The sequence below is a fragment of the Bacillus sp. EB106-07-01-XG149 genome (genome assembly GCF_058791555.1).
The window spans coordinates 26969-49261 of the sequence record NZ_JBYTDP010000009.1; the positions used below are offsets into that span (position 1 = coordinate 26969).

Below are 22293 nucleotides of genomic sequence, written 5' to 3' on the forward strand. Positions count from 1 at the left end.
TGTTCACTCTTCTTTTTCTTACTTATTTAACTTTGCTTCAATTTTTACAATTAATTCATCTTCTGTTGGAGCCGCAACTGGACGATTATTTACAAATGCGAATGATTTTTTACGCCCAGGGCCACAGTAAGACTGACATGCAACTTCAATCGTTGCACATGAATCTACTTTTTTTAACTTCGGAATCAACGTTTTAACATTCGTTGCCTGACAATCATCACACACACGAAATTCGTTTCCCATTATATAACACTTCCTCTATTTTAAACTTTTCTCAAGTACATTTAAAAATAAACACTAAATGGTATTTTACCGCTCTTTGAAGCTCGTTGCAAGTTTCCTTGCGACGCTCTTTCTTCATATAATGCTACATATTTATATGCTCTCCTACAGAAGCTCTCATCATTCATAGCAAAATTTTCGCCTTTCATCGAAATCTACCATATTTTTAAAAGCTTTGTATAAAAGCTCATTTTTTTGCCCATTATAAAAATAGGAAGTTCATAAAAAGAAAGGGAGTTGAATCTATGAAAGTAAGACAAGATGCTTGGACAGATGAGGACGATTTATTGCTTGCTGAAACTGTACTTCGTCACGTTCGAGAAGGAAGTACTCAATTAAATGCATTTGAAGAAGTAGGAGATCAATTAAATCGTACATCGGCTGCCTGTGGTTTCCGTTGGAATGCTGTTGTTCGCTATAGCTACGAGCAAGCTCTTCAACTAGCAAAAAAACATCGTAAAGATAAAATGCGCGCCGCAAGCGGTGAACAAGCGAAGAAACGTTTACTTTATACACCACCAGCTTCAGACTCGATAACTGATTATGAAGAATTCGTACAAGAGGAAGCAATTGTACAATATAAAGAAGCTATTCCATATCAAGAATCTACTGCTCCTGCTGCAAAAGGCTCTATGACCATGCAAGATGTTATTTATTTTTTACAAACAGTCGGATCTTCAAATATAAAAGTGACAGCTCTTGAAAACGAGAATACGAGATTGAAACAAGAAATTAAAGCACAAATCCTTCGGAATGAAGAACTAGAAAGGAAACTAGAAAAATTAGAAAAACAATCTCATACTGTACAAGAAGATTACGAAACACTTATGAACATTATGAATCGAGCTCGTAAGTTGGCAGTCATGGATGACGAAGAACGTTCTCAAACATCTTTCCGAATGGATCGAAACGGTAATTTAGAAAAAATTGCAGAATAAAAGGGATGCATTGCATGCATCCCTTTTATTATTTTACCTCTAAACTTTCCCTTTATATATGAGAAAACCCGTTTCTACATTTTTTGCTATAATAGAGATTGTCATTTTAAAGATAAGGGGTTAGTTATATGAGCAATTCCCGTTCCATTTTATCTCAGCCAGAGTGGCGTATTGTAGATCAGTCTAGTTTGGGACCAACATTCCATGCATTGCAATCATTCGCAATGGATGACTCACTGTGCACAAGCATTGGAAATGGTCAATCAGCTGCAACAATGCGTTCTTGGGTTCATCACAATACAATTGTTCTTGGCATTCAAGATTCACGCCTACCACATTTGGAAGAAGGTATTTCCTTTTTACAAGAAAACAACTTCAATGTTATCGTTCGTAATTCCGGTGGACTTGCAGTCGTACTTGATGAAGGTGTTTTAAACGTATCACTTTTATTCCAAGAGACAGAAAAAGGTATCGATATTGATCTTGGATACGATACAATGTGGCATTTAATTAAGGAAATGTTAAACGATTACGATGTTACAATCGAGGCAAAAGAAATTGTTGGTTCTTACTGTCCTGGTAGCTATGACTTAAGTATTCGCAATCAAAAATTTGCTGGCATTTCACAGCGCCGTATTCGCGGTGGTGTCGCTGTCCAAATTTATCTCTGCGCTACAGGAAGTGGCTCTGAGCGTGCCGCACTCGTTCGTGATTTCTACAACCTAGCCATTCAAGGAGAAGAAACACGCTTTACGTATCCTGAAATTGTACCGAGTACGATGGCTTCACTTTCAGAATTACTTGGCGAAACCATTACAGTACAAGATTTAATGATGCGCCTTTTAAAAACACTGCAGCAATTCGCTCCAAAGTTAACACCATCTCAATTAACAATAGATGAAATACCTTTATATGAGACGAATTTACAACGTATTATTGATCGTAACAATAAAGCACTTGGCTTAGAAAAATAAAGACCGTCGCTATAATAGCGACGGTCTTTATTTCGATTCATTATAAAATTAAAGTGCTTGGGCTGCTGTAATTAAAGCTAACTTGTACACTTCTTCTTCGTTACATCCGCGAGATAGGTCATTTACAGGCATATTTAAACCTTGTAAGATTGGTCCTACTGCTTCGAAGTTACCTAAACGTTGAGCGATTTTGTAGCCAATATTACCAGCTTCTAAGCTTGGGAATACGAATACGTTAGCATCACCTTTAATTGTAGAACCTGGAGCTTTTTTCTCAGCTACAGATGGTACGAATGCAGCATCGAATTGGAATTCTCCATCTAAAGTTAATTCTGGAGCCATTTCTTTTGCAATGCGAGTTGCTTCTACAACTTTTTCTGTTTCTGGAGATTTCGCAGAACCTTTTGTAGAGAAGCTTAACATAGCAACGCGTGGATCAATACCGAATAGTTCAGCAGTTTTCGCACTCTCGATACCAATTTCAGCTAAATCTTGGCTGTTTGGTGCAATGTTAATTGCGCAATCAGCGAATACATATTTCTCTTCTTCACGTACCATGATGAATACGCCAGAAGTTTTTGTAACGCCTGGTTTTGTTTTAATGATTTGAAGTGCTGGACGAACTGTATCAGCTGTAGAGTGAGCTGCACCACTTACTAAACCGTGTGCTTTGCCCATGTATACAAGCATTGTACCGAAGTAGTTTTCGTCTTTAAGGATTTTGCGAGCATCTTCTTCAGTTGCTTTACCTTTACGGCGTTCAACGAAAGATGCTACCATTGCATCCATTTCTTCGTATGTAGCTGGGTCATAAATATCAACGCCTGCTAATGTTAAATTCATGCTAGCAGCTTTTGCGCTAATTTCTTCTTTATTACCAACTAAAATTGGTTGTACTAACTCTTCTTTTGCTAAACGCTCTGCAGCGCCTAAAATTCTTTCATCAGTTCCTTCAGGAAGTACGATAGAAATGCCTTTTCCTTGAACTTTTTCTTTTACTGTTGTAAATAAGTTGCTCACGAATAAACCCTCCTACATATGTTAAAAAACTCTATCTTTAAGAATACTGCTTTTCCTCTATATTTTAAACTTATAGCTCCCAAAAAATAGATAAAATGAAAATGATTATATTTTCATAAAATTCAGCCTAGAAATAAATCCCCTTTAAGCCTTATCTTCTCCTATTTTCAAGTAAATTTAAATGTGACAATTTTATGCGCTAAAGCTTTATATAGATAATTTTAAAACTATATATGCTATAGTTAACGTGTAAAACTATCATTAACTGAGGTGAATAGAATGAGTGAAGCAACAACAACGTTAGATGGCTGGTATTGTTTACATGATTTACGTTCTATTGATTGGGCTGCATGGAAAACATTATCTAGCGACGAACGCGGACAAGCTGTGTCTGAATTTTTAAATGTCGTTGAAAAATGGAACGAAGTATCTACCGCGAAAAAAGGTAGTCATGCAATGTATACTGTTGTTGGCCAAAAAGCTGATATTATGCTTATGATTTTACGTCCAACAATGGAAGAGTTAAATGAAATTGAGACAGAATTGAATAAAACAACATTAGCTGAATATATGGTTCCTGCATACTCTTACGTATCTGTTGTTGAACTAAGCAACTACCTTCCAGCTGATGAAGATCCATATCAAAACCCACAAATCTTAGCTCGCTTATATCCAGAACTACCAAAAGCAAATCACATTTGCTTCTACCCAATGGACAAGCGTCGCCAAGGTGATGACAACTGGTACATGCTTCCTATGGAAGAACGCAAAAAAATGATGTACAGTCATAGTAAAATCGGTCGCCAGTACGCAGGTAAAGTACGCCAAGTTATTTCAGGATCAGTTGGATTCGACGATTTTGAGTGGGGCGTAACATTATTCGCTGACGATGTTCTTCAATTTAAAAAACTTATATATGAAATGCGCTTCGATGAAGTAAGTGCTCGTTATGGTGAATTTGGAACATTTTTCGTTGGAAACATTTTACCAGACGAAAAGGTAGAGAAATTTTTACACATATAAAGTGAAACTTTAATGAGTGGGGGTTTTGTTCATCCCCACTCATTATCATCCCTCACCAATCGGGCTTTTACGAGCAGTTGATCGCCCACCTAACTTCTTTGCTTTCGCTTAATTTTGAGGTGGGGATCTTACTGCCCGGCAAATAGCGGGGCAAATCGTGAAAAAGGAACGAAATTCGTTCCTTTTTTTATTACCCTCTATATTTCTCTTCAAAAAACTTCTTTTCTCCGCAAATTTGAACAAAAATCGACAAATCCCTTTCAAATCCCTTACAAAATTGTAACTTTTATATATCTAAATTTATGCTAAAATGGTACGAGCTACATGCTAATAACGATGCGAAGGTGATAATCTATATGAAGAAAATCTTGTCTATTTTACTAGCGCTTTTATTGTCAATTTCTTCCTTAGGAGTAACAACATCCCATGCGGAAGAAAAAATACACATTGAGGCAGCTGCTGCACTTCTATTTGATGTAGATACAGGAAAAATATTGCATGAACAAAATCCAGATGAATTGCTAGCTATTGCTAGTATGTCAAAACTAATTGTTGTTTATGCCGTATTAGAAGCAATTAAAGAAGGAAAAATCACTTGGGATACAAAGGTAAACATTTCTGATTATGCTTATGAAGTTTCACGTAATAATGAATTCTCTAACGTTCCGTTTGAAAAGGGACGTCAATATACTGTAAGAGAATTATATCATTCTATCGTTATCTTCTCTGCAAACGGATCTAGTATTGCCTTAGCAGAACTTCTTGCAGGAAGTGAGAAAAACTTCTTAAACCTTGCAAATGAACATGCAAAAAAACTAGGGTTAAAGAAATATAAATTTGTAAACGCTACTGGGTTAAATAACGCTGACTTAAAGGGAAAACACCCTGAGGGAACGGATCCGAATGGAGAAAATTCCATGTCAGCTCGCGATATGGGTATGCTTTCAAAAGCAATAATTACAAAGTATCCAGAAATGCTAGAGGATACAAAACAAAGATTTAGAAACTTCCCAGATAATCATCCGAAACCAATTCGTATGGAAAACTGGAACTGGATGTTACCAGGTGCCGCTTTTTCTTATGAAGGAACAGATGGTTTAAAAACTGGTAGTTCTGATACTGCTGGATACGGATTCACTATTACAGCAAAACGTGGTGACTTACGCCTCATTTCAGTAATTATTAAAACAAAATCAATGGACGAGCGTTTCACTGAATCTCGTGAATTAATCGAATACGGATTTAATAACTTTGAGAAACAAAAATTAAAAGTAGATAAAAACAATACAATCCCTGTATTAAAAGGGAAAGAAGATCAAGTGACTGTTACACCGGAAAAAGAAATAACAGTAATTGCGAAAAAAGGTAGCAAAGATCCTTATAAAATTGGGACTGAAGTAGATAAATCCCTTGCTGAAGATGGACATTTAGTCGCTCCTGTTAAAAAGGATGCAAAGGTAGGTTCCATCGTTCTAGAACCAACTGATAAATACGGATTTTTAGATGGAAATAAAAACATGAAAGTTACTGCAAAAACGACAGAAGAAGTTGAAAAGGCAAATTGGTTCGTATTAACAATGCGCTCTATTGGAGATTTCTTCTCAAACTTATGGTCTAAAGTATTTTAATGATGGAAAGCTAGCTCACGCTAGCTTTTTTTATTTCCCTCTCTCCATGTAAAACTTCGTTTGGTTGTCATATCTGAGTCCTTTTTCTCATACGTATGAACTAGTAATCGTTACACACTTCATCTAGAAATAAACCTCTTTCCACAAGGTATTCCAAAAAGAGAGGTGACACATAATGGGTGTTATTGCTTATAACGAAGAAGATGTAAAGTTATTAGCTAGACTGATGCGTGCTGAAGCCGAAGGAGAAGGACAACAAGGAATGTTAATGGTCGGAAACGTAGGAGTAAATCGTGTCCGCGGAAATTGTTTAGATTTTAAAAAAATACGTAATTTACGTCAAATGGTTTATCAAAATCCTGGCGGTTTTGAGGCAACGCAAAAAGGGTATTTTTATCAGCGTGCAAGAGAACAAGATATCGCATTAGCAAGGCGAACGATTCAAGGACAACGTTTTTGGCCCGCCAACTTTTCCTTATGGTTTTTTAGACCGGAAGGCCCTTGTCCGCCAACTTGGTATAATCAACAAAACTCTGGTCGCTTCAAAAAGCACTGCTTCTTCCAGCCATCTGGCGAGGATTGTCCTGGCGTATATTAAGGATTGATAATGAGGAGGGATTTTTGAATGGCACAGCAACAAAACCCGTATTACGGAACAGGTTTCTATCAACCATCTGGAACTTATGTACAACCGCAACAAATGACCCCACAGCAACAGCAACAACAGCAAGCAATGCAACAACAAGCTGCGCAAGCTCAATATGCCGTTTCTCAAGGCATGTTACCATTAGAACAGTCGTACATTGAAAATATTCTTCGCTTGAACAAAGGCAAGCAAGCCACCGTTGTAATGACTTATGAGCGTGGTAGTTCGCTCGGTACACAATCTTATACAGGTATTATTGAGGCAGCTGGTCGTGATCATATCGTAATTAGTGAGCCCCAATCAGGGAAACGTTATTTACTATTAATGATTTACTTAGATTATGTAGAATTCCCAGAAGAAATTACTTATTTACCTAGTCAACAAGCAACTTATGCTCCAAGACCATAAAAAAAAGCTGGCGTATGCCAGCTTTTGTTTTTTATAATCCTTTTACAACTGCAGTTCCGACTAAGATCCATGCCACGATAAACGCTACACCACCAAGAGGTGTAATTGGGCCAAAGAACTTAATACCTGTCGTACTTAATGCATACAAACTACCTGAAAACATAATAATCCCAGCTACCATAAGCCAGCCAGCAGTAGTTAAAAGTGTTGATTGAATTTTATCCATTAATAAAGCAACTACGAATAGTCCACCTGCATGAAACATTTGATATGTAACACCTGTTTTCCAAACTTCTAACATTTTTGCAGAAACTTTATTTTCTAAACCGTGTGCTCCAAAAGCCCCTAACGCAACAGATAGCCCTGCCGCAATACAACCTAGTAAAAAGAAAATTTTCATCTTAATTCCCCTTTTTTTACCTTTATCATAAGCAATTTTTTCATATAAGCCAAACGATTTATCTTCTAAAAATCAAATAAAGAATTACCGTTTGCGCCTTCTTCTTTTATATAAACAGGTTCTCCAGAAACCGGCATAACTGGTTGAACTGTCGTCATAGGCTGAGAGCCAATTACTTGTGATGGAATCTCAGGTTCTCTATACATAGAAGGCTCAGCTTGTTCATCTAATAATAAATCACATAACGCTCGCACAACTAATAAATGCGCTTTTGATTGTTGCCCTTCACTGCTTTTTGCCTTTGCAATTTCATTCGCCATTTTATTTAAAATCTTATCGCTCGATATTTGCATTCCTTGTCACCTCTTACTTTGTAGTTCTTTCTCAAATTGTCCTAGCTTCTCTACTGAACCAAACACTATTATCATATCATGTTCTTGTAGTTTTTCCTGCCCCGTTGGATTATGTATAACATTCCCATTTCTCAAAATCGCTAATATTGTTACATCAAATTTATTTCTCACATCACTCTCTAGTAACGATTTACTAGCTAAAATAGAACCCTTGCCGACTGCAATTTCTTCAATTACAAATGACTGATCCACGCCATATAGTACTGTATCAATATAATGAACTGTTAGCGGATTCGCAATACCTTTTGCAATATGAATTCCTGCCATGCTAGATGGATTAATCACCTTATTTGCCCCAGCCCGCTTTAGCTTATCTTCAGTTTCTGGTTTTTCTGCTCTTGCCACAATTTTAATTGCATCGTTTAATCCTCTTGCCGTTAATGTAATAAATACATTTTCAGCATCATTTGCTACGATAGCAACTAAACCAGCTGCCTTTGAAATTCCAGCATGATGTAACACTTGGTCTTCCGTTGCATCTCCATGTACATACAAAAGTTTTTCCTTCTCTAATATGCTTTCATCTTTATCCACAACGACAAATGGAATGTTCTTTTCTTGCAATTCATGTACAACTTGAAGCCCCACTCTACCACAACCACATACGATAATATGATTTTGTAACTGCGCTATTTGTTTATCCATCTTCTTCCTCCGAACTGCATGAAATAAATTCCCTTCAATAATCATAGCTGCCACTACACCAATTGCATATGTAACAATACCGACTCCAACCGGTATGATAAGAAGCGCAAAAACTTTTCCTGCCTGTGTTACAGGAACGGCATCTCCGTACCCAACAGTTAATACAGTAATCATCGTCATCCAAAATGCTTGAAACAAACTAATCTCTTCAATCGTCATAAATCCTAACGTTCCTAGAATTACAACAAAGGTCATACATATAACTGCTATCCATAATTGCTTACGTGCATTCATATCGTGTTTCAACTCTTTTCTCTATCTACAATCTTTGCCAGTGGAAATGAAATACATATATACTAGATACGGAATCTATGAAAGAGGTTGATATAATGAAAACATTTCTTTCCGCCTTACAATGGGCGCTATTTATTTTAGCTGGGAGCCTTATTGTACCAATTAGCGTCGCAACTAATTATGGTCTCGATGGCGCTGAAGCTATTGCATTCGTACAAAGAACATTATTTGTTCTTGGCTTTGCCGGCCTACTGCAAGCTATATTTGGACATAAACTTCCTATTCAAGAAGGTCCTGCAGGCCTTTGGTGGGGCATTTTCTCCCTTTATGCAAGTTTAGGTGTCGTATTATTTGGATCCAGCAACGAAACGCTTAAAGTCCTTCAGTACGCCTTCCTATTAAGTGGTATTATTTGTATTATTCTTAGCGTTTTTGGACTCATCGATAAACTAGTTCGCTATTTTACACCGACGGTCATTGGAACATATTTATTTCTTCTTGTCGCGCAACTTAGCGGGTCCTTCTTAAAGGGAATGTTCGGTCTTGACGGACAACATACAGAAGTACAAGCTGACGTATTTATTCTTTCACTCATTGTTATTTTACTATCCTTTTTCATCATGAAGCTACCTATTATCGGACAATATTCTGTTCTTTTCAGTATCGTCTGCGGCTGGATATTATTTGCATGCTTCGGATTATCTAATCCAGTAACACCTGTGACAGATATAATTCGTTTTCCGTCTCTATTTGTTTTCGGAATGCCTCGTGTTGAATGGAATATGGCAATTACAGTCGTTTTCGTTACACTATTACTTCTAACAAATATGTTAGCAAGTATTCGCGTTGTGCAAAGGATTGTCTCTAAGTATGAAAAGAATGCAGCACCAGATCGTTTCAAACAAGCCGGCATTATAACAGGAATAAATCAATTGCTAGGAGGCCTTTTTTCAGCTATTGGACCTGTCGCGATTTCTGGATCAGCAGGATTTATTGCAACGACTAATATTTATAAACGACTCCCCTTTATGTTAGGGTCAAGCTTTATTATTTTCGTTAGTATATTCCCAAAGATTACTTCATTCTTTGCGGCGATACCTGTCGCAGTCGGATATGCTGCCATTTACCCTGTATTTGCAAGCATGATTGGTCTTGCCTTTCGCGAATACGAAACAGTACAAGATAAAGAACGGTTATTTAAAGTAGCAGGTCTTTCAATCTTTACAGGAGTCGGAGTTATGTTTGTTCCAGCAGGAGCATTTTCTACACTCCCACCATTTTTAGCATCATTTTTAAGTAACGGTCTTGTTCTTGGATCTGTAATGGCAATTTTGCTCGAAATACTATTTTCTCGTTCTACAGAAAAACAACCATCGTAAATTGGAAAACTTCCATTATTGCACTCTATCTTTAGAGTTGTTACGATAATGATAAAGTGAAACTTTAATTAATGAGAGCTATTCATCTTTACTAATGATTAGCTCTCACCGATCGGGCATTAGCAGTATAAATTATCATGGGCAACATGCTCGTGGTAATTTATACTAAAAATACAGAACTTCTCCTAGCTTCACATAAAGAAGTTCGATGTCTTACTATATATTCCCCAATATCTTCATAAAACTTTATTTCTATTTCAACAAAGAGAGGAATTTTCAATATGACTTATAAAATGATTGTTTTAGATTTAGATGATACTTTATTACGTGACGACCATACTATTTCACCGCGTACGAAAGAAGCTTTAATGACTGCACAAGAGCAAGGTGTAAAAGTTGTACTTGCTTCTGGACGTCCAACATTCGCAATGCGTGCAATCGCAAAAGAATTGCAATTAGAGGAGTACGGTAGCTTTATTCTTTCATTTAATGGTGCAAAAATTATTAACTGTAAAACAGATGAAGAGTTATTCAGTAGTACATTATCCCCTGAAATCGTTCACAGTCTTTACGATATTAGTAAAGAAGAAAATGTATGGATTCACACATACATTGGTGACGATATTATCACTGAAAAAAACAACTCTTATACAGAAATTGAAGGTCAAATTACGGGTATGCCAATCGTAGAAGTAAATAACCTGAAAGAATCTATACAACAACCAGTTGTAAAAGTGTTAATGGTAGAAAATCCAGAACATTTACAAACGGTAGAATCAAAACTACAACAACAACTAGAAGGCCAATTAAGTGTTATGCGTTCTAAACCATTCTTCTTAGAATTTACTGAAGCCGGTGTTACAAAAGGAACAAGCTTAAACCAACTGATTCAAAAACTTGGCATTAAGCGTGAAGAAGTTATCGCAATGGGCGATAGCTATAATGACCAAGCGATGATTGAATTTGCTGGTCTTGGTGTTGCAATGGGCAATGCACCAGATGATATTAAAGAAATTGCAAACTACGTAACAGATACAAATATGAACGATGGCGTTGCAAAAGTTGTAGAGAAGTTCGTACTAAAAAGAGAAGCACTTGTTTAATATTTTCACTCATAAAACCTATTTGAAGTCAAACACTTCAAATAGGTTTTTATTTAAATTCTCATGCTTTTGTGACTATATTTTGAACTTTGCACTATTCTCGTAGTGTAAACTTTCTTTTTGTATATAATGGAACAAAATAGACTATTTTATTTTGAAAAAGAATACAAATTTACTATATACAAGCATACATTAAAGGAGGCTACTTCATGTTATCTACACCAATCGGACGATTAAGAGCAATTGGACTTGTTGAGGGGATTTCTTTCCTACTACTATTATTTGTAGCAATGCCATTAAAATATTTTGCAGGATTTGCTACAGCCGTTAAAATTACAGGCATGGCTCATGGTGTTTTATTTATTCTATTCATCTTTGCGGTAATTCAAGTAACAATCGTACACCGTAAATCAATTTTATGGGCACTTGGAGCATTCGTTTCATCAGTTATCCCATTCGGTACGTTTGTACTAGATGCAAAATTAAAGAACGAACAACAATAATAACAAAAAGGTAGTTAACGACTGTTAACTACCTTTTCTATTTATAGGTTTGGAATTTCCCAATCAATTTCTCTCTCGCCCATATTAGCTAAAATCGTATTTACTTTAGAATATGGTTTACTACCAAAGAAACCACGTCTTGCTGATAGTGGGCTTGGATGTACAGATTCGATAATATGGTGCTTCGTATTCGTAACTAACTTTTTCTTCGCCTGTGCATGGCGTCCCCACAATATGAAAATAACCGGCGTTTCACGTTCATTTAATAGCTCAATTACGCGATCTGTGAAATGCTCCCATCCTTTCCCTTTATGAGAATTTGCTTCACCTTGTCGAACTGTTAGTACAGTATTTAATAATAAAACTCCTTGCTCTGCCCACTTTACTAAATAACCGTTATTCGGGATTTCATAACCATATTCATCTCGAAGTTCTTTATACATATTTAGCAATGATGGCGGCGTTTTAATACCAGGTTGTACCGAAAAGCTTAAACCATGCGCTTGATCCGGTCCGTGATATGGGTCTTGTCCTAAAATAACGACCTTTGCATTTTCATAACTTGTATATTCTAGAGCATTAAAAATATCTTCTACTTTCGGATAAACAACATGTGTGCTGTACTCTTCTTTCAAAAAACCAGCTAGTGTGCGATAGTATTCTTTCTCAAATTCCAGTGCCAATAATGGCCCCCAATCATTTTTTAAAACATTTTTCATGCTTTCACTTCCCGTCCAATTAATTCACCATATCCTGCTTTGTAAATACTACAAACGAAATAATAAGGGACACAACGGCCCATACAGTTAAATTCATTAAAGAAAACCCCATCGATAACCCTTGTAATGCAGGTAATTTTCCTGATAGATAATCTGTTAATGATAAATTCACACTAAAAATATATTTCGCACCTTCCCACGATGTTGCGAATGAGCTTAAAATACCACCTGCAATTAGAGCGGCTAACATAACGCCCATACCAGCTGGTGTATTTCGAATTAAAACGGAAACCATAAATGAAATAGTTCCGACAACGATAGCAACAAACCAAGCTAATCCATACGCCATCAAAATATATTGCCACTGCGGAATAAGGTGTACAAAATTCGTATTTAACGTTTCCTTATCAATAACAAACCCAGTTAAAACGGGTAAATTCCATCCTGAGTATCCAAATACAAGCCCTGATAATACGTAAGCAAACAAACCGACAAGGAGCAGTATGAGTGAAATGAAAAATAACATCGTCACGTACTTACTAAGGAGTATTTTCCAGCGCCGAATCGGCCGCGTAAGTAACATCTTCATCGTTCCATCACTTCGTTCTCCTGAAACAATATCAATAGCTACAATCATTACAAGAAGCGGAATAAACAATGTAATTCCTTGCTCAATAAACGCCCTTACAAAAGTGGGTGCACCCGGTGCCATCGGATTAATATCATGATCTAAATAATATTGTTGCTGCTCCACTCTTACCTTTAGCCAATCACGCCATTCTTCTGGTAGTCTAGAATTGTTCAAGCGGTTTTGAGAATCAACAATTTGTTGTTGCAGCGAAACTTTCCAATCCGTTGTACCTAGCCTTTTTTGTGTCGTTTCTACTTCACGATACTGCGCATATACAAAAAGTGGGATCAAGATTGCTAAAATAAGCATGACAACAAAAATACGTTTCTTACGATAAATTTTCTCCGATTCATTTAAAACTAGATTCGCAAATTCACGCATGCTGCTCACCCCTTGTGAGTTCAATAAATAAATCTTCTAGCGTAAATACAAGCTCCTTAACGCTATGCACATCTATCCCATTTTCTACAAAATGTTTATTCCAACTACTTATAGATGCGATATCCATGCGGCATAGTAATCGATTATCTTCTATACTCACTTCTCTTACTTCCTTAGCATCTTCTAGCATATCTTTCGCTTTAGAAATCGGTGTAACAATCCATTCTACACGATCACTTGCTGTTTTAATTAACTCCTCAATCTTGGCAACTGTTATCATTTTTCCTTTATGAATAATCGCAACCCGATCGCATATCATTTGTACTTCACTTAGCAAGTGACTTGAAATAAACACACTCATATTTTCTTCTTCCACAAGCTTATGTATAAATTCCCTAAGTTCTCTAATTCCAGCTGGGTCTAAACCATTTGTTGGCTCATCTAATATGAGCAATTTTGGATTTCCAAGAAGCGCTTGCGCAATACCAAGGCGCTGTTTCATACCAAGTGAGTACGTTTTTACCTTATCGTGAATTCTTTCATCTAAATGAACCATTTGAGCAATTTCAATAATACGTTCATCTGATATACCACCTAGCATACGGGCAAATTGCTTTAAATTTTCCCATCCAGTTAAATATGTATACAGTTCTGGGTTTTCAACGATACTCCCTATTTGACGCATCGCTTCTCTGAAATTTTCCTTAATAGAATAACCACCGATAGAAATCGTACCTTCTGTTTCTTTAATCAATCCAACTAACATTCGAATTGTAGTTGTTTTTCCGGCACCATTCGGCCCTAGGAAACCAAACACTTCCCCTTGTTTTACATCGAAGGAAATATTCTCTACAATTGTCTTCTTTCCAATTACCTTCTTCACGTCTCGTACGGAAAGTATCGTCGTCATTTTACCCCTCCTTGTTCTAGTTTTAATTTACTCGCAACATTTTGAACTAATCGGTCTGCCATATATGTATACCCTACTTCATTCGGATGGAAATGATCGGAGTATAATAAATCTTTCCCGCGGTTTTGGAATAAATCAAATGTCGGTGTAATATATACATTTTTATCATTTAGCGCTAATTTTTCTAAAGATGCATTCCAGTCTACAACAATGTTTGAAGACCCTTTTAAATCTTCTACATCTTCAAAAGGATTATATAAACCTAGCCAAAAAATAGGACTATCTGTATTTAACTTACGAATTTCTTCTATAATTTTCTTTGCTTCATTCTGGAATGTTTCTGTATCAGGACGGTATGTTTCTAAATCTACCTTTCCAAGCGATTCCCAACCTGGAAATAAATCATTCCCTCCAATCGTTAAAACGATTACATCTGCTTGCTTAATTGAATATTGAGCGCCACTACTCTCCATTTGTTTTAATAAGTCCGGCATTTTCGCACCACTAACAGCTAAGTTCGTTAAAGCAACCTTTTGCTTATAATCTTTTTGTAAATCTTCTTTCACCCTTCCAATATAGCCAATTCCTTCTTTATCACCAACACCACGTGTTAATGAATCACCTAAACTAACGATTTGTAACGTTCCCGTTTTCTTTTTCTCTTTTGCCACTACATCGGTCTTTTTAATTAAATTTGAAGCTTTCGGATTTAACACATCATTTACACCTGAAACAAAGCCATATGCAAATAAACAGAAAGATGCAATTGTAATGAGTAGAATTACTTTTACTACTTTTGATCTCATATCAAAACCCCTTTTAGCCCTCATAGATTGTCCATAATTATACCAAACGCAATTTTGAAAAGCGATTTTCACACCTTATCTATTATGTTGTTTCCCTATGTACTAGTTCTGGCAATAACTCTACGTGCTTTACATCTATTTTCTTATCATTAATCTTTTCATATAATAATTCAAATGCCTTCACGCCAACATTTTTACTACAATACGAAATCGTCGTAATGCCTAAAATATCTGCGACATCTTGATCATCACAACCGATAATCGTAATATCTTCTGGAATACGAATTCCTTGTTTTTTTGCTTCCGTTACCATTCCCGCTGCAATATGGTTGCAAGATACAAGAAACGCAGTTGGTTTCACTGACATACAGACCCATTCCCTGATTACATTACGTCCATCTTCCACTGTAAAACAGCCCTTAAACTTCCAGGCCTCTATCGGTGTTACAGCAATCTGTTGAAGCGAATCCTCATACGCTTGTTTTCTTCTCTGACTATTAATGCTATTACTTCTTCCAATGCAATACCCAATACTTGTATGGCCGGCATCTATTAAGCTCTTCATGCCGCGCGAAAAGACTTTATAGTAATCAATATGCACACTCGAAATGAAATTCGAGTCTATTTCTTCACACATAACAATTGGACCAAATTTCGTATATTCTTCAAGCTTTTCCTTACTATTTGCTCGGGAACATATAATAACCCCATCAAGCTTTTTCATTTTTAACATATTCAAAATTTCTAATTCTCTTTCCTCACTATAATTCGTCTGACAAAGCATCATATTATAGTTATTCTTTGCTGTTTCCTTTGATATTCCCTCGATAATAGCGCTATAATATTGATCATTTACGTGCGGTAATAAAACACCAATGACATTCGTTTTTCCTTTCACTAAATGAATTGCATTCACATTTTGCGTATAATTTAATTCTTCTATAATTGTTAAAATTTCTTTTCGTTTCTGTTCATTCACATATGGATGATTATTCAACACACGTGAAACAGTTGAAACAGATACTCCAGCAAGTTCAGCAATCTTCCTTATATTCGTCATCTCATTTTCCCCTTCTCGCAAAAATTCTCCCTTGACCTGGTAAGCTTTCCACAATATATCCTTTCCTAGCAAATACATTTTGAAAGGATATACAACTATGCTTCGATTCAAATTAGAATATATATTTTTCATTGGCGGTCTACTCACTCTCGCCATCGGTATTAATATGATGACGACAATTACTTCCTTTGGACTTAGCCCTTATGATTCCTTCTTTATTGCACTATATCAAAATTTCGGGATAAGTATCGGTTTTTGGATTTTCATGATTAACTTTGCTTTTACCCTTATCGTACTCTTTTGGAATAAAAAACAAATTACGATCGGTACAATTGTAACGATGGTTCTTATTTCTCTTTTTGTTGATTGGATTGGTTCCATTCCAACTATTATGGACGCTATCCGTTCTCTTCCAAAATATATAACACTTATTTGCGGAAATCTATTCGTTGGAGCTGGGATTGGTCTTTACGTCTCTACAAACCTTTGCGCAGCACCTCAAGAAGCTTTCGTTTTAACCGTTGCTGAGAAAAAGAAATGGACATTTAGAAGAACAGAAATTTCGTTAGCGTTTTTATTTTTAACATTAAGCTTCCTATTAGATGGACCTATCTATTTTGGAACAATCATCTTATCCTTTACAACAGGCTGGATTATCCAAGCATTTATTCAAATTGGTACGAAGATTTTAAATAGAAAAGAGCCTGTTAAGCAAGCTGCTTAACAGGCTCTTTCTGTTTTATGATAAGGGACGCTACTTAGCATCCCCTTCAATTCGATAGTTTGCTTTCAAACAATCTATTTCTTCATACCCTTGCAACGTATGTAGAATATAATCATAATCAGCAAGAGACGCACGATGCGTCACGATTACAATTTCAGCCTTCCCTTTCTCTTCAAGCGGCATTTGAATAATCTTTTCAAAGCTAACGCCACGCTCAGAGAATAATGAAGTAATTTTTGCAAATACACCAATTTCATCTTTTACATGAAGTCTTAAAAATTTCTTCACAACAATTTCGTCTGGCTCTTTTAATACCTTTTTATACTGCGGGGATACCGCACTATTTCCGTTTACACCTAATCGAATATTTTGCATTACAGCTACTAAATCTGAAACAACAGCTGTTGCTGTCGGTAAACTTCCTGCACCTGGCCCATAAAACATCGTTTCTCCGACCGCTTCACCATACACATATACAGCGTTATATTCGTTTTGCACGGCCGCAAGAGGATGTGTATTTGGAAGAAGTGTCGGTTCAACTGTTACCTCTAATTTTTCACCATCTCGCTTCGCAAGACCGATTAATTTAATCGTGTATCCTAAACTCTTACTGTATTCAATATCTTCTTCTGTAATAGAAGTAATCCCTTTTACCTTCACATCTCCAAGCTCTACATTTGTAGAAAAACCAAGGGTAGCCAAAATCGTCATTTTTCTCGCTGCATCTAAACCTTCCACATCTGATGTTGGATCTGCTTCTGCAAATCCAAGTTGTTGGGCTTCTTTTAACACGTCGTTATATGCTCTCCCTTCATCTGACATTTTCGTCAAAATAAAATTTGTCGTTCCATTTACAATTCCCATTACTTTCGTAATAAGATCTGAAGAAAGTCCTTCTACGATACTTCGTAAAATCGGAATCCCTCCAGCTACACTTGCTTCATAAAATAAATCTGCTTTATTATCTTTTGCTACCGCTAACAGTTCCGCCCCATGTAACGCCATTAAATCTTTATTGGCAGTCACAACATGCTTCCCGCTCTGTAAGGCTTGCAAAATATATGCTTTTGCATCATCAATGCCACCCATCACTTCGATGACAACGTCAATATTTGGATTATCTAAAATTTCATTTGCATCTTGTGTTAATAGAGTAGAAGGTACCTCTACTTCTCTCTCTTTTTCAATATTTTGTACTAGTACTTTCGTTACTTTTACAGGACAACCTACTTGGTGGATAAGTCGCTCTTGATGATCTGTAATGATACGAACTACACCGCTACCAACTGTCCCAAGACCTAATAAACCAATTTGAATTTCTTTCATAATCCTGTCCACCCCTCAAAAATTGTGTTTAGATGAAATTATATGAGTAAAAAATCTGAAAAACAATGTTTTTTGAAAATTCGGAAAAATATAAGTTAATCTTTACAAAGAAAACGTTGCCACGTGTTACACAATCTTTTTTTATAATACATAAGGGGTTTCTTGATACACGTAATAATTCAGCCAATTAGAGAATAATAGATTCCCATGGCTTCTCCACCTTACAAGTGGCTTCTCATTTGGATTATTATGCTTAAAATAATTTTTCGGCACATCAATATTTAACCCTTTTTGGCGGTCCCGTTCGTATTCTTGCTTTAACGTATCACAACTATATTCACTATGCCCGAGCGCAAACACTTGCCTTCCTTCTTGCCCAATGACAAGGTGAACACCCGCTTCCTCAGAATTTGCTAATAATGTTAAGTCTGTCACCTCTCTAATATCACTCTCTCGTACTTCTGTATGACGAGAATGCGGGGCAAAAAACAATTCATCAAACCCTTGTAACAATTTCACATGTTGCTCACAGACTTCATGTTCAAATACACCGAACATTTTTTCCTTAAGAGGATACTTTGGAACACCATAATGATGATACAAGCCAGCCTGTGCCCCCCAGCAAATATGAAGCGTAGATGTTACATTCTTTTTTGAATACTCCATAATACGTTTAAGCTCTTCCCAATAATCTACCTCTTCAAAAGAAAGAGTTTCAACTGGTGCTCCTGTAATAATAAGTCCATCAAATTTCTCATTCTCAATATCACGAAATGTTTTATAGAAACTCGTTAAATGGTCCTGCGCTACATTGCGAGACAAATGTGATTCCATATGAAGTAAGTGAACATCTAATTGCAACGGTGTGTTGCCAATTAAACGAAGTAATTGCGCTTCTGTTTCTTGCTTTGTAGGCATTAAATTTAAGATAGCAATTTTCAATGCCCGGATATCTTGTGTTTCTGCTCGCTCCTTCGTCATTACAAAAATATTTTCCTTCTGCAACACTTTGCGAGCTGGTAAATCTTTATCAATTATGATCGGCATGTTCTTTGCCTCCGACTAGCGCTGCTTCTAAATCTGCAATAATATCAGAAACATCTTCTATACCAACCGATAAACGAATTAAATCTGATGTAACGCCAGCTAGACGCTGATCTTCAGCACTTAATTGTCTATGCGTTGTGCTAGCAGGATGTATAACGCAAGTTCGTGCATCCGCTACATGCGTTACGAGAGTTGCTAGTTTTACATTTGCGATAAATTCTTTCGCTGCTTCTAATCCGCCCTTAATGCCGAATGTTAAAACACCACTAGCACCTTTTTTCAAATACGTTTGTGCTAACGAGTAATTTTCATTGCTATCTAATCCCGGATAATTCACCCATTCAATACGTTCATGGTTAGCAAGCCACTTAGCAACTGCGAGAGCATTTTCACTATGACGCTCCATTCTTAAATGCAGCGTTTCTAAGCCGATATTGCTAATATACGCATTGAATGGGCTCATACAGTTTCCGTAGTCTCTTAATAATTGAACACGCGCCTTCACAATATAAGCTGCTGCACCAAAATTTTGAACGTAACTTACGCCGTGATAACTTGGATCCGGTTCAACAAGTTCAGGATATTTCCCATTTGTCCAATCGAAGTTCCCTCCGTCAATGACAATGCCGCCTAAAGAACTTGCATGACCATCGATATATTTCGTCGTAGAATGAACGATAATATTTGCTCCGTGCTCAAATGCTTGGCATAAATAAGGAGTTGCTAATGTATTATCCACAATAAAAGGTACTTCCAACTCTTTCGCTGCATCTGAAAATTCTTTGAAATTTAAAACGTTCATCGCTGGATTTCCTAACGATTCTGCATAAACAAGTTTCGTCTTATCATTAGCAAGGGCCACAATTTCATCAGCACTTAAATTCGGATTAAAGAACGTAACGTCAATACCAAGCTTACGCAAACTCACTCCAAATAAATTAAACGTTCCGCCATAAACTGTGGAAGAACAAAGCAAGTGGTCTCCGCTACTACAAATATTTAAAACAGCAAGCATAATAGCAGCCTGCCCAGAAGCCGTTGCAACAGCTCCTACACCACCCTCTAAATCCGCTAACTTTTGCTCAAATGCAGCTAAAGTAGGATTTCCAATACGCGTATATATATATCCTTCTGCCTCTAAATTAAATAGCGCTGCTAAATCATCTGAAGTATCGTATTTATACGTTGTACTTTGATAAAGTGGCAAAACACGCGGTTCACCATTCTTTGGTGTATAGCCACCTTGCACACAAATTGTTCCTTTTCCCCATGATTCTCCCATCTCTCATTCTCCTTTCTTTTATACAAAATAAAAAAACTGCTCCTTTCCTGAAAACAAGAAAGGAGCAGTTTGAAAACACGCTCTAAAGGCTCTTTCTTATCTTTCAGGATTATTACCTGCAGGATTTGGCACAATTCCGTTATACGGCTGTTGCCAAGGTTTCATCGGGCCTGTCCCTCCACCTTTTCTTGATAAGACTATGCAATTACCGTTGATTTTATAGCAATAATTTCCTAATGTCAATCAGTTTTTCTGAATGTTCTAAATTAAACACAAAAAATTTGACATGCATAACAAAAGAAATATATTCCATATTCATTCGAAAAAGACCTTTTAAAACCCACGATTACTATATAAAATTAAGTAAGTAGTTTAACTGTATACATTTCAAATTCTCACGAGACCTCAATATATTGAATAAGCCAACATCTCAAAAAGATACTATACATATTCCTTTCACAGTAGCATATTTAATCCTTTCGACATTAAAACTTACATAACGGAGGTATCACATGACAAACACAAAGGACATGCACTATATAATCGTCCTATACGGCATTCTTTTAGGCTCTATAGTAGGAGCTACAGTCTGGCTATTTTTAGTTACAATAAATATCGGCATTCACTTTATTTGGGGATACTTACCTACTATTTTCTCTTCTCCCCCGTATTACACTATTTGTGTAACAACTATCGGTGGTATTCTCGTTGGTTTAACCCAAAAATACTTCGGCACATATCCACGTCTTATGCCGGAAGTGATGGGTGAATATAAAAAAACAGGTAGAATTGAATACCGTTTTGTACATAAAGCTACTTTAACTGCGATTATCGTTTTAATATTTGGAGCTAGCTTAGGTCCCGAAGCAGCACTTGTTGGAATTATCGGTGGACTTTGTACATGGGTAGGGGATCGCTTTACATTTGCCTTAAAAGGAATGAATGAACTAACAGAGGTTGGAATTGGCGCTACTTTAAGTGTAATTTTTAACGCGCCATTATTCGGTTATTTAGCTCCAAATGAAAATGAGGGTGAGCAAATTAACGAATTTTCTAAAGGAAAAAAAGCAATTGTATATTTAGCTACCACTTTCGCTGGCTTTTCCGTTTATATATTACTTAGTAAATTCGATAATCGCGGATCCTTTATCGTTAATTTTGGGGAAGGTTCCCTTTCTCTTAATGAATGGATTGCCTTTCTACCACTTGCTAGTATTGGTGCTATAGTTGGTTTCTTTTATTTCAAATTTGAATTCACATTAGAGAAATTAATCCATCCCTTCAGGGAATACAAACTATCACTTGGAATTATCGGTGGTATTTTATTAGGAATTACAGGAACTTTTCTCCCGTACACGTTATTCTCAGGAGAACACCAATTAAAAGATTTAGTCGTTGAATGGAGTCACTTATCCTTCTGGGTACTACTTCTTTCAGGTGTTTTAAAATTATGTATTACTGCCGTTTGTTTAAATACAGGTTGGCGCGGTGGACATATTTTCCCAATTATATTTGCTGGATCTAGTATCGGATATGCTATAGCTTCCATTATCCCGATAGATCCAATCGCTTCGGTAGCCATCGTCACGACAGCAATTTCAAGCTATGCATTAAGAAAACCAATTGCTATAACATTACTATTACTCATGTTTTTCCCGCTCAATTTACTATTACCAATGCTTGGAGCGGCAGCGATTGGTAATGCATTTCCACTTCCTAAAAACAACGAAGTTACAAACGAATAAAAATAG

Annotated in this window: 24 protein-coding genes and 1 riboswitch; of the genes, 11 read left to right on the forward strand and 13 right to left on the reverse strand. The window is 36.5% G+C overall.

The features are described 5' to 3' along the window. Positions 1-18: 18 nt before the first annotated feature. On the reverse strand, positions 19-243 hold the full coding sequence (locus tag AC3WTA_RS25095; protein ID WP_000526075.1) for a YuzB family protein: 225 nt from the start codon (positions 241-243) through the stop codon (positions 19-21). A gap of 284 nt (positions 244-527) precedes the next feature. Between AC3WTA_RS25095 and AC3WTA_RS25100 the strand changes: the two genes are divergently transcribed. Both AC3WTA_RS25100 and lipL read left to right on the forward strand, forming a co-directional pair. After that, positions 528-1220 carry an RsfA family transcriptional regulator gene (locus AC3WTA_RS25100; RefSeq protein WP_000868352.1) on the forward strand — a complete coding sequence of 231 codons (693 nt, stop codon included), beginning with the start codon at positions 528-530 and terminating at the stop codon, positions 1218-1220. Positions 1221-1348: 128 nt separating this feature from the next. After that, positions 1349-2194: an octanoyl-[GcvH]:protein N-octanoyltransferase gene (lipL, locus tag AC3WTA_RS25105; RefSeq protein ID WP_000071923.1), complete on the forward strand. Its 846-nt coding sequence runs from the start codon at positions 1349-1351 to the stop codon at positions 2192-2194. Positions 2195-2242: 48 nt separating this feature from the next. Here the strand turns inward: lipL and pta are convergent, their stop codons facing one another. Further along, on the reverse strand, positions 2243-3214 hold the full coding sequence (gene pta / locus AC3WTA_RS25110; RefSeq protein ID WP_000067226.1) for a phosphate acetyltransferase: 972 nt from the start codon (positions 3212-3214) through the stop codon (positions 2243-2245). A 279-nt stretch (positions 3215-3493) separates the two neighbouring features. On the opposite strand from pta, the gene hemQ reads away from it, so the two are divergent. The 4 genes from hemQ (at position 3494) to gerQ (ending at position 6919) form a co-directional block, all read left to right on the forward strand. Next, complete coding sequence (hemQ, locus tag AC3WTA_RS25115; RefSeq protein ID WP_001287602.1) at positions 3494-4237, forward strand: hydrogen peroxide-dependent heme synthase; 744 nt, start codon at positions 3494-3496, stop codon at positions 4235-4237. Positions 4238-4593: 356 nt separating this feature from the next. Further along, a complete protein-coding gene (locus AC3WTA_RS25120; protein WP_000722846.1) occupies positions 4594-5865 on the forward strand; it encodes a serine hydrolase in 1272 nt (423 codons plus the stop codon). Positions 5866-6040: 175 nt separating this feature from the next. Further along, positions 6041-6463: a cell wall hydrolase CwlJ gene (cwlJ, locus tag AC3WTA_RS25125; protein WP_000538163.1), complete on the forward strand. Its 423-nt coding sequence runs from the start codon at positions 6041-6043 to the stop codon at positions 6461-6463. A gap of 27 nt (positions 6464-6490) precedes the next feature. Beyond that, positions 6491-6919, forward strand: a complete 429-nt coding sequence (gene gerQ, locus AC3WTA_RS25130) for a spore coat protein GerQ (RefSeq protein WP_000068648.1) — start codon at positions 6491-6493, stop codon at positions 6917-6919. Between the two features lie 31 nt (positions 6920-6950). On the opposite strand, the gene AC3WTA_RS25135 is transcribed toward gerQ, so the two are convergent. The 3 genes from AC3WTA_RS25135 to AC3WTA_RS25145 all read right to left on the reverse strand — a co-directional run bounded on the left by AC3WTA_RS25135 (position 6951) and on the right by AC3WTA_RS25145 (position 8671). Beyond that, positions 6951-7319 carry a DUF423 domain-containing protein gene (locus AC3WTA_RS25135; protein WP_000688324.1) on the reverse strand — a complete coding sequence of 123 codons (369 nt, stop codon included), beginning with the start codon at positions 7317-7319 and terminating at the stop codon, positions 6951-6953. Positions 7320-7384: 65 nt separating this feature from the next. Beyond that, positions 7385-7672, reverse strand: coding sequence for a YwdI family protein (locus AC3WTA_RS25140; RefSeq protein WP_001167358.1), 288 nt, complete (start codon positions 7670-7672; stop codon positions 7385-7387). A 6-nt stretch (positions 7673-7678) separates the two neighbouring features. Further along, positions 7679-8671: a potassium channel family protein gene (locus AC3WTA_RS25145; protein WP_000994006.1), complete on the reverse strand. Its 993-nt coding sequence runs from the start codon at positions 8669-8671 to the stop codon at positions 7679-7681. 95 nt (positions 8672-8766) lie between these two features. Here AC3WTA_RS25145 and AC3WTA_RS25150 point away from each other — a divergent pair, with 95 nt between their 5' ends. The 3 genes from AC3WTA_RS25150 to AC3WTA_RS25160 all read left to right on the forward strand — a co-directional run bounded on the left by AC3WTA_RS25150 (position 8767) and on the right by AC3WTA_RS25160 (position 11656). Continuing rightward, a complete protein-coding gene (locus AC3WTA_RS25150; RefSeq protein ID WP_000847012.1) occupies positions 8767-10050 on the forward strand; it encodes a purine/pyrimidine permease in 1284 nt (427 codons plus the stop codon). Positions 10051-10331: 281 nt separating this feature from the next. Beyond that, a complete protein-coding gene (locus AC3WTA_RS25155; protein WP_000221370.1) occupies positions 10332-11153 on the forward strand; it encodes a Cof-type HAD-IIB family hydrolase in 822 nt (273 codons plus the stop codon). A gap of 209 nt (positions 11154-11362) precedes the next feature. Then, complete coding sequence (locus AC3WTA_RS25160) at positions 11363-11656, forward strand: DUF3817 domain-containing protein (RefSeq protein WP_000953396.1); 294 nt, start codon at positions 11363-11365, stop codon at positions 11654-11656. 41 nt (positions 11657-11697) lie between these two features. Here the strand turns inward: AC3WTA_RS25160 and AC3WTA_RS25165 are convergent, their stop codons facing one another. From AC3WTA_RS25165 to AC3WTA_RS25185, 5 genes are read right to left on the reverse strand one after another with little or no spacing between them, the layout of a single operon-like run. Continuing rightward, complete coding sequence (locus tag AC3WTA_RS25165; RefSeq protein WP_000800192.1) at positions 11698-12375, reverse strand: uracil-DNA glycosylase; 678 nt, start codon at positions 12373-12375, stop codon at positions 11698-11700. Positions 12376-12394: 19 nt separating this feature from the next. After that, positions 12395-13387 carry a DUF2705 family protein gene (locus tag AC3WTA_RS25170; RefSeq protein WP_001206503.1) on the reverse strand — a complete coding sequence of 331 codons (993 nt, stop codon included), beginning with the start codon at positions 13385-13387 and terminating at the stop codon, positions 12395-12397. Next, positions 13380-14297 (reverse strand): ABC transporter ATP-binding protein, encoded by a 918-nt coding sequence (locus tag AC3WTA_RS25175; protein WP_000207746.1) that lies wholly within the window; start codon positions 14295-14297, stop codon positions 13380-13382. The genes AC3WTA_RS25170 and AC3WTA_RS25175 overlap by 8 nt, the downstream gene beginning before the upstream one ends. After that, positions 14294-15175, reverse strand: coding sequence for an SGNH/GDSL hydrolase family protein (locus AC3WTA_RS25180; protein ID WP_116480677.1), 882 nt, complete (start codon positions 15173-15175; stop codon positions 14294-14296). The genes AC3WTA_RS25175 and AC3WTA_RS25180 overlap by 4 nt, the downstream gene beginning before the upstream one ends. A gap of 10 nt (positions 15176-15185) precedes the next feature. After that, positions 15186-16163 carry a LacI family DNA-binding transcriptional regulator gene (locus AC3WTA_RS25185; RefSeq protein WP_000181999.1) on the reverse strand — a complete coding sequence of 326 codons (978 nt, stop codon included), beginning with the start codon at positions 16161-16163 and terminating at the stop codon, positions 15186-15188. Positions 16164-16260: 97 nt separating this feature from the next. Between AC3WTA_RS25185 and AC3WTA_RS25190 the strand changes: the two genes are divergently transcribed. Beyond that, the gene (locus AC3WTA_RS25190) at positions 16261-16887 is read left to right on the forward strand and encodes a YczE/YyaS/YitT family protein (protein WP_000943426.1); all 627 of its coding nucleotides are present in this window, start codon (positions 16261-16263) and stop codon (positions 16885-16887) included. A 30-nt stretch (positions 16888-16917) separates the two neighbouring features. Here AC3WTA_RS25190 and AC3WTA_RS25195 read toward each other — a convergent pair whose 3' ends face one another. The 3 genes from AC3WTA_RS25195 to AC3WTA_RS25205 all read right to left on the reverse strand — a co-directional run bounded on the left by AC3WTA_RS25195 (position 16918) and on the right by AC3WTA_RS25205 (position 20542). Beyond that, a complete protein-coding gene (locus AC3WTA_RS25195) occupies positions 16918-18213 on the reverse strand; it encodes a homoserine dehydrogenase (protein ID WP_000659071.1) in 1296 nt (431 codons plus the stop codon). A 141-nt stretch (positions 18214-18354) separates the two neighbouring features. Then, the gene (gene metA, locus AC3WTA_RS25200; protein ID WP_001121546.1) at positions 18355-19260 is read right to left on the reverse strand and encodes a homoserine O-acetyltransferase MetA; all 906 of its coding nucleotides are present in this window, start codon (positions 19258-19260) and stop codon (positions 18355-18357) included. After that, positions 19244-20542 carry a bifunctional O-acetylhomoserine aminocarboxypropyltransferase/cysteine synthase gene (locus tag AC3WTA_RS25205; protein WP_000504750.1) on the reverse strand — a complete coding sequence of 433 codons (1299 nt, stop codon included), beginning with the start codon at positions 20540-20542 and terminating at the stop codon, positions 19244-19246. Before AC3WTA_RS25205 ends, metA begins: the two co-directional genes overlap by 17 nt. A 93-nt stretch (positions 20543-20635) precedes the next feature. Next, positions 20636-20740: riboswitch (SAM riboswitch) on the reverse strand. Between the two features lie 314 nt (positions 20741-21054). Here AC3WTA_RS25205 and AC3WTA_RS25210 point away from each other — a divergent pair. Further along, positions 21055-22287, forward strand: coding sequence for a chloride channel protein (locus AC3WTA_RS25210; protein WP_000185594.1), 1233 nt, complete (start codon positions 21055-21057; stop codon positions 22285-22287). The last annotated feature ends 6 nt before the right edge of the window (positions 22288-22293 follow it).

Coding starts and splice junctions, on each gene's coding strand:
- AC3WTA_RS25095 (WP_000526075.1), bottom strand. CDS start 243: ATGGGAAACGAATTTCGTGTGTGTGATGATTGTCAGGCAACGAATGTT.
- AC3WTA_RS25100 (WP_000868352.1), top strand. CDS start 528: ATGAAAGTAAGACAAGATGCTTGGACAGATGAGGACGATTTATTGCTT.
- lipL (WP_000071923.1), top strand. CDS start 1,349: ATGAGCAATTCCCGTTCCATTTTATCTCAGCCAGAGTGGCGTATTGTA.
- hemQ (WP_001287602.1), top strand. CDS start 3,494: ATGAGTGAAGCAACAACAACGTTAGATGGCTGGTATTGTTTACATGAT.
- AC3WTA_RS25120 (WP_000722846.1), top strand. CDS start 4,594: ATGAAGAAAATCTTGTCTATTTTACTAGCGCTTTTATTGTCAATTTCT.
- cwlJ (WP_000538163.1), top strand. CDS start 6,041: ATGGGTGTTATTGCTTATAACGAAGAAGATGTAAAGTTATTAGCTAGA.
- gerQ (WP_000068648.1), top strand. CDS start 6,491: ATGGCACAGCAACAAAACCCGTATTACGGAACAGGTTTCTATCAACCA.
- AC3WTA_RS25135 (WP_000688324.1), bottom strand. CDS start 7,319: ATGAAAATTTTCTTTTTACTAGGTTGTATTGCGGCAGGGCTATCTGTT.
- AC3WTA_RS25140 (WP_001167358.1), bottom strand. CDS start 7,672: ATGCAAATATCGAGCGATAAGATTTTAAATAAAATGGCGAATGAAATT.
- AC3WTA_RS25145 (WP_000994006.1), bottom strand. CDS start 8,671: ATGAATGCACGTAAGCAATTATGGATAGCAGTTATATGTATGACCTTT.
- AC3WTA_RS25150 (WP_000847012.1), top strand. CDS start 8,767: ATGAAAACATTTCTTTCCGCCTTACAATGGGCGCTATTTATTTTAGCT.
- AC3WTA_RS25155 (WP_000221370.1), top strand. CDS start 10,332: ATGACTTATAAAATGATTGTTTTAGATTTAGATGATACTTTATTACGT.
- AC3WTA_RS25160 (WP_000953396.1), top strand. CDS start 11,363: ATGTTATCTACACCAATCGGACGATTAAGAGCAATTGGACTTGTTGAG.
- AC3WTA_RS25165 (WP_000800192.1), bottom strand. CDS start 12,375: ATGAAAAATGTTTTAAAAAATGATTGGGGGCCATTATTGGCACTGGAA.
- AC3WTA_RS25170 (WP_001206503.1), bottom strand. CDS start 13,387: ATGCGTGAATTTGCGAATCTAGTTTTAAATGAATCGGAGAAAATTTAT.
- AC3WTA_RS25175 (WP_000207746.1), bottom strand. CDS start 14,297: ATGACGACGATACTTTCCGTACGAGACGTGAAGAAGGTAATTGGAAAG.
- AC3WTA_RS25185 (WP_000181999.1), bottom strand. CDS start 16,163: ATGACGAATATAAGGAAGATTGCTGAACTTGCTGGAGTATCTGTTTCA.
- AC3WTA_RS25190 (WP_000943426.1), top strand. CDS start 16,261: ATGCTTCGATTCAAATTAGAATATATATTTTTCATTGGCGGTCTACTC.
- AC3WTA_RS25195 (WP_000659071.1), bottom strand. CDS start 18,213: ATGAAAGAAATTCAAATTGGTTTATTAGGTCTTGGGACAGTTGGTAGC.
- metA (WP_001121546.1), bottom strand. CDS start 19,260: ATGCCGATCATAATTGATAAAGATTTACCAGCTCGCAAAGTGTTGCAG.
- AC3WTA_RS25205 (WP_000504750.1), bottom strand. CDS start 20,542: ATGGGAGAATCATGGGGAAAAGGAACAATTTGTGTGCAAGGTGGCTAT.
- AC3WTA_RS25210 (WP_000185594.1), top strand. CDS start 21,055: ATGACAAACACAAAGGACATGCACTATATAATCGTCCTATACGGCATT.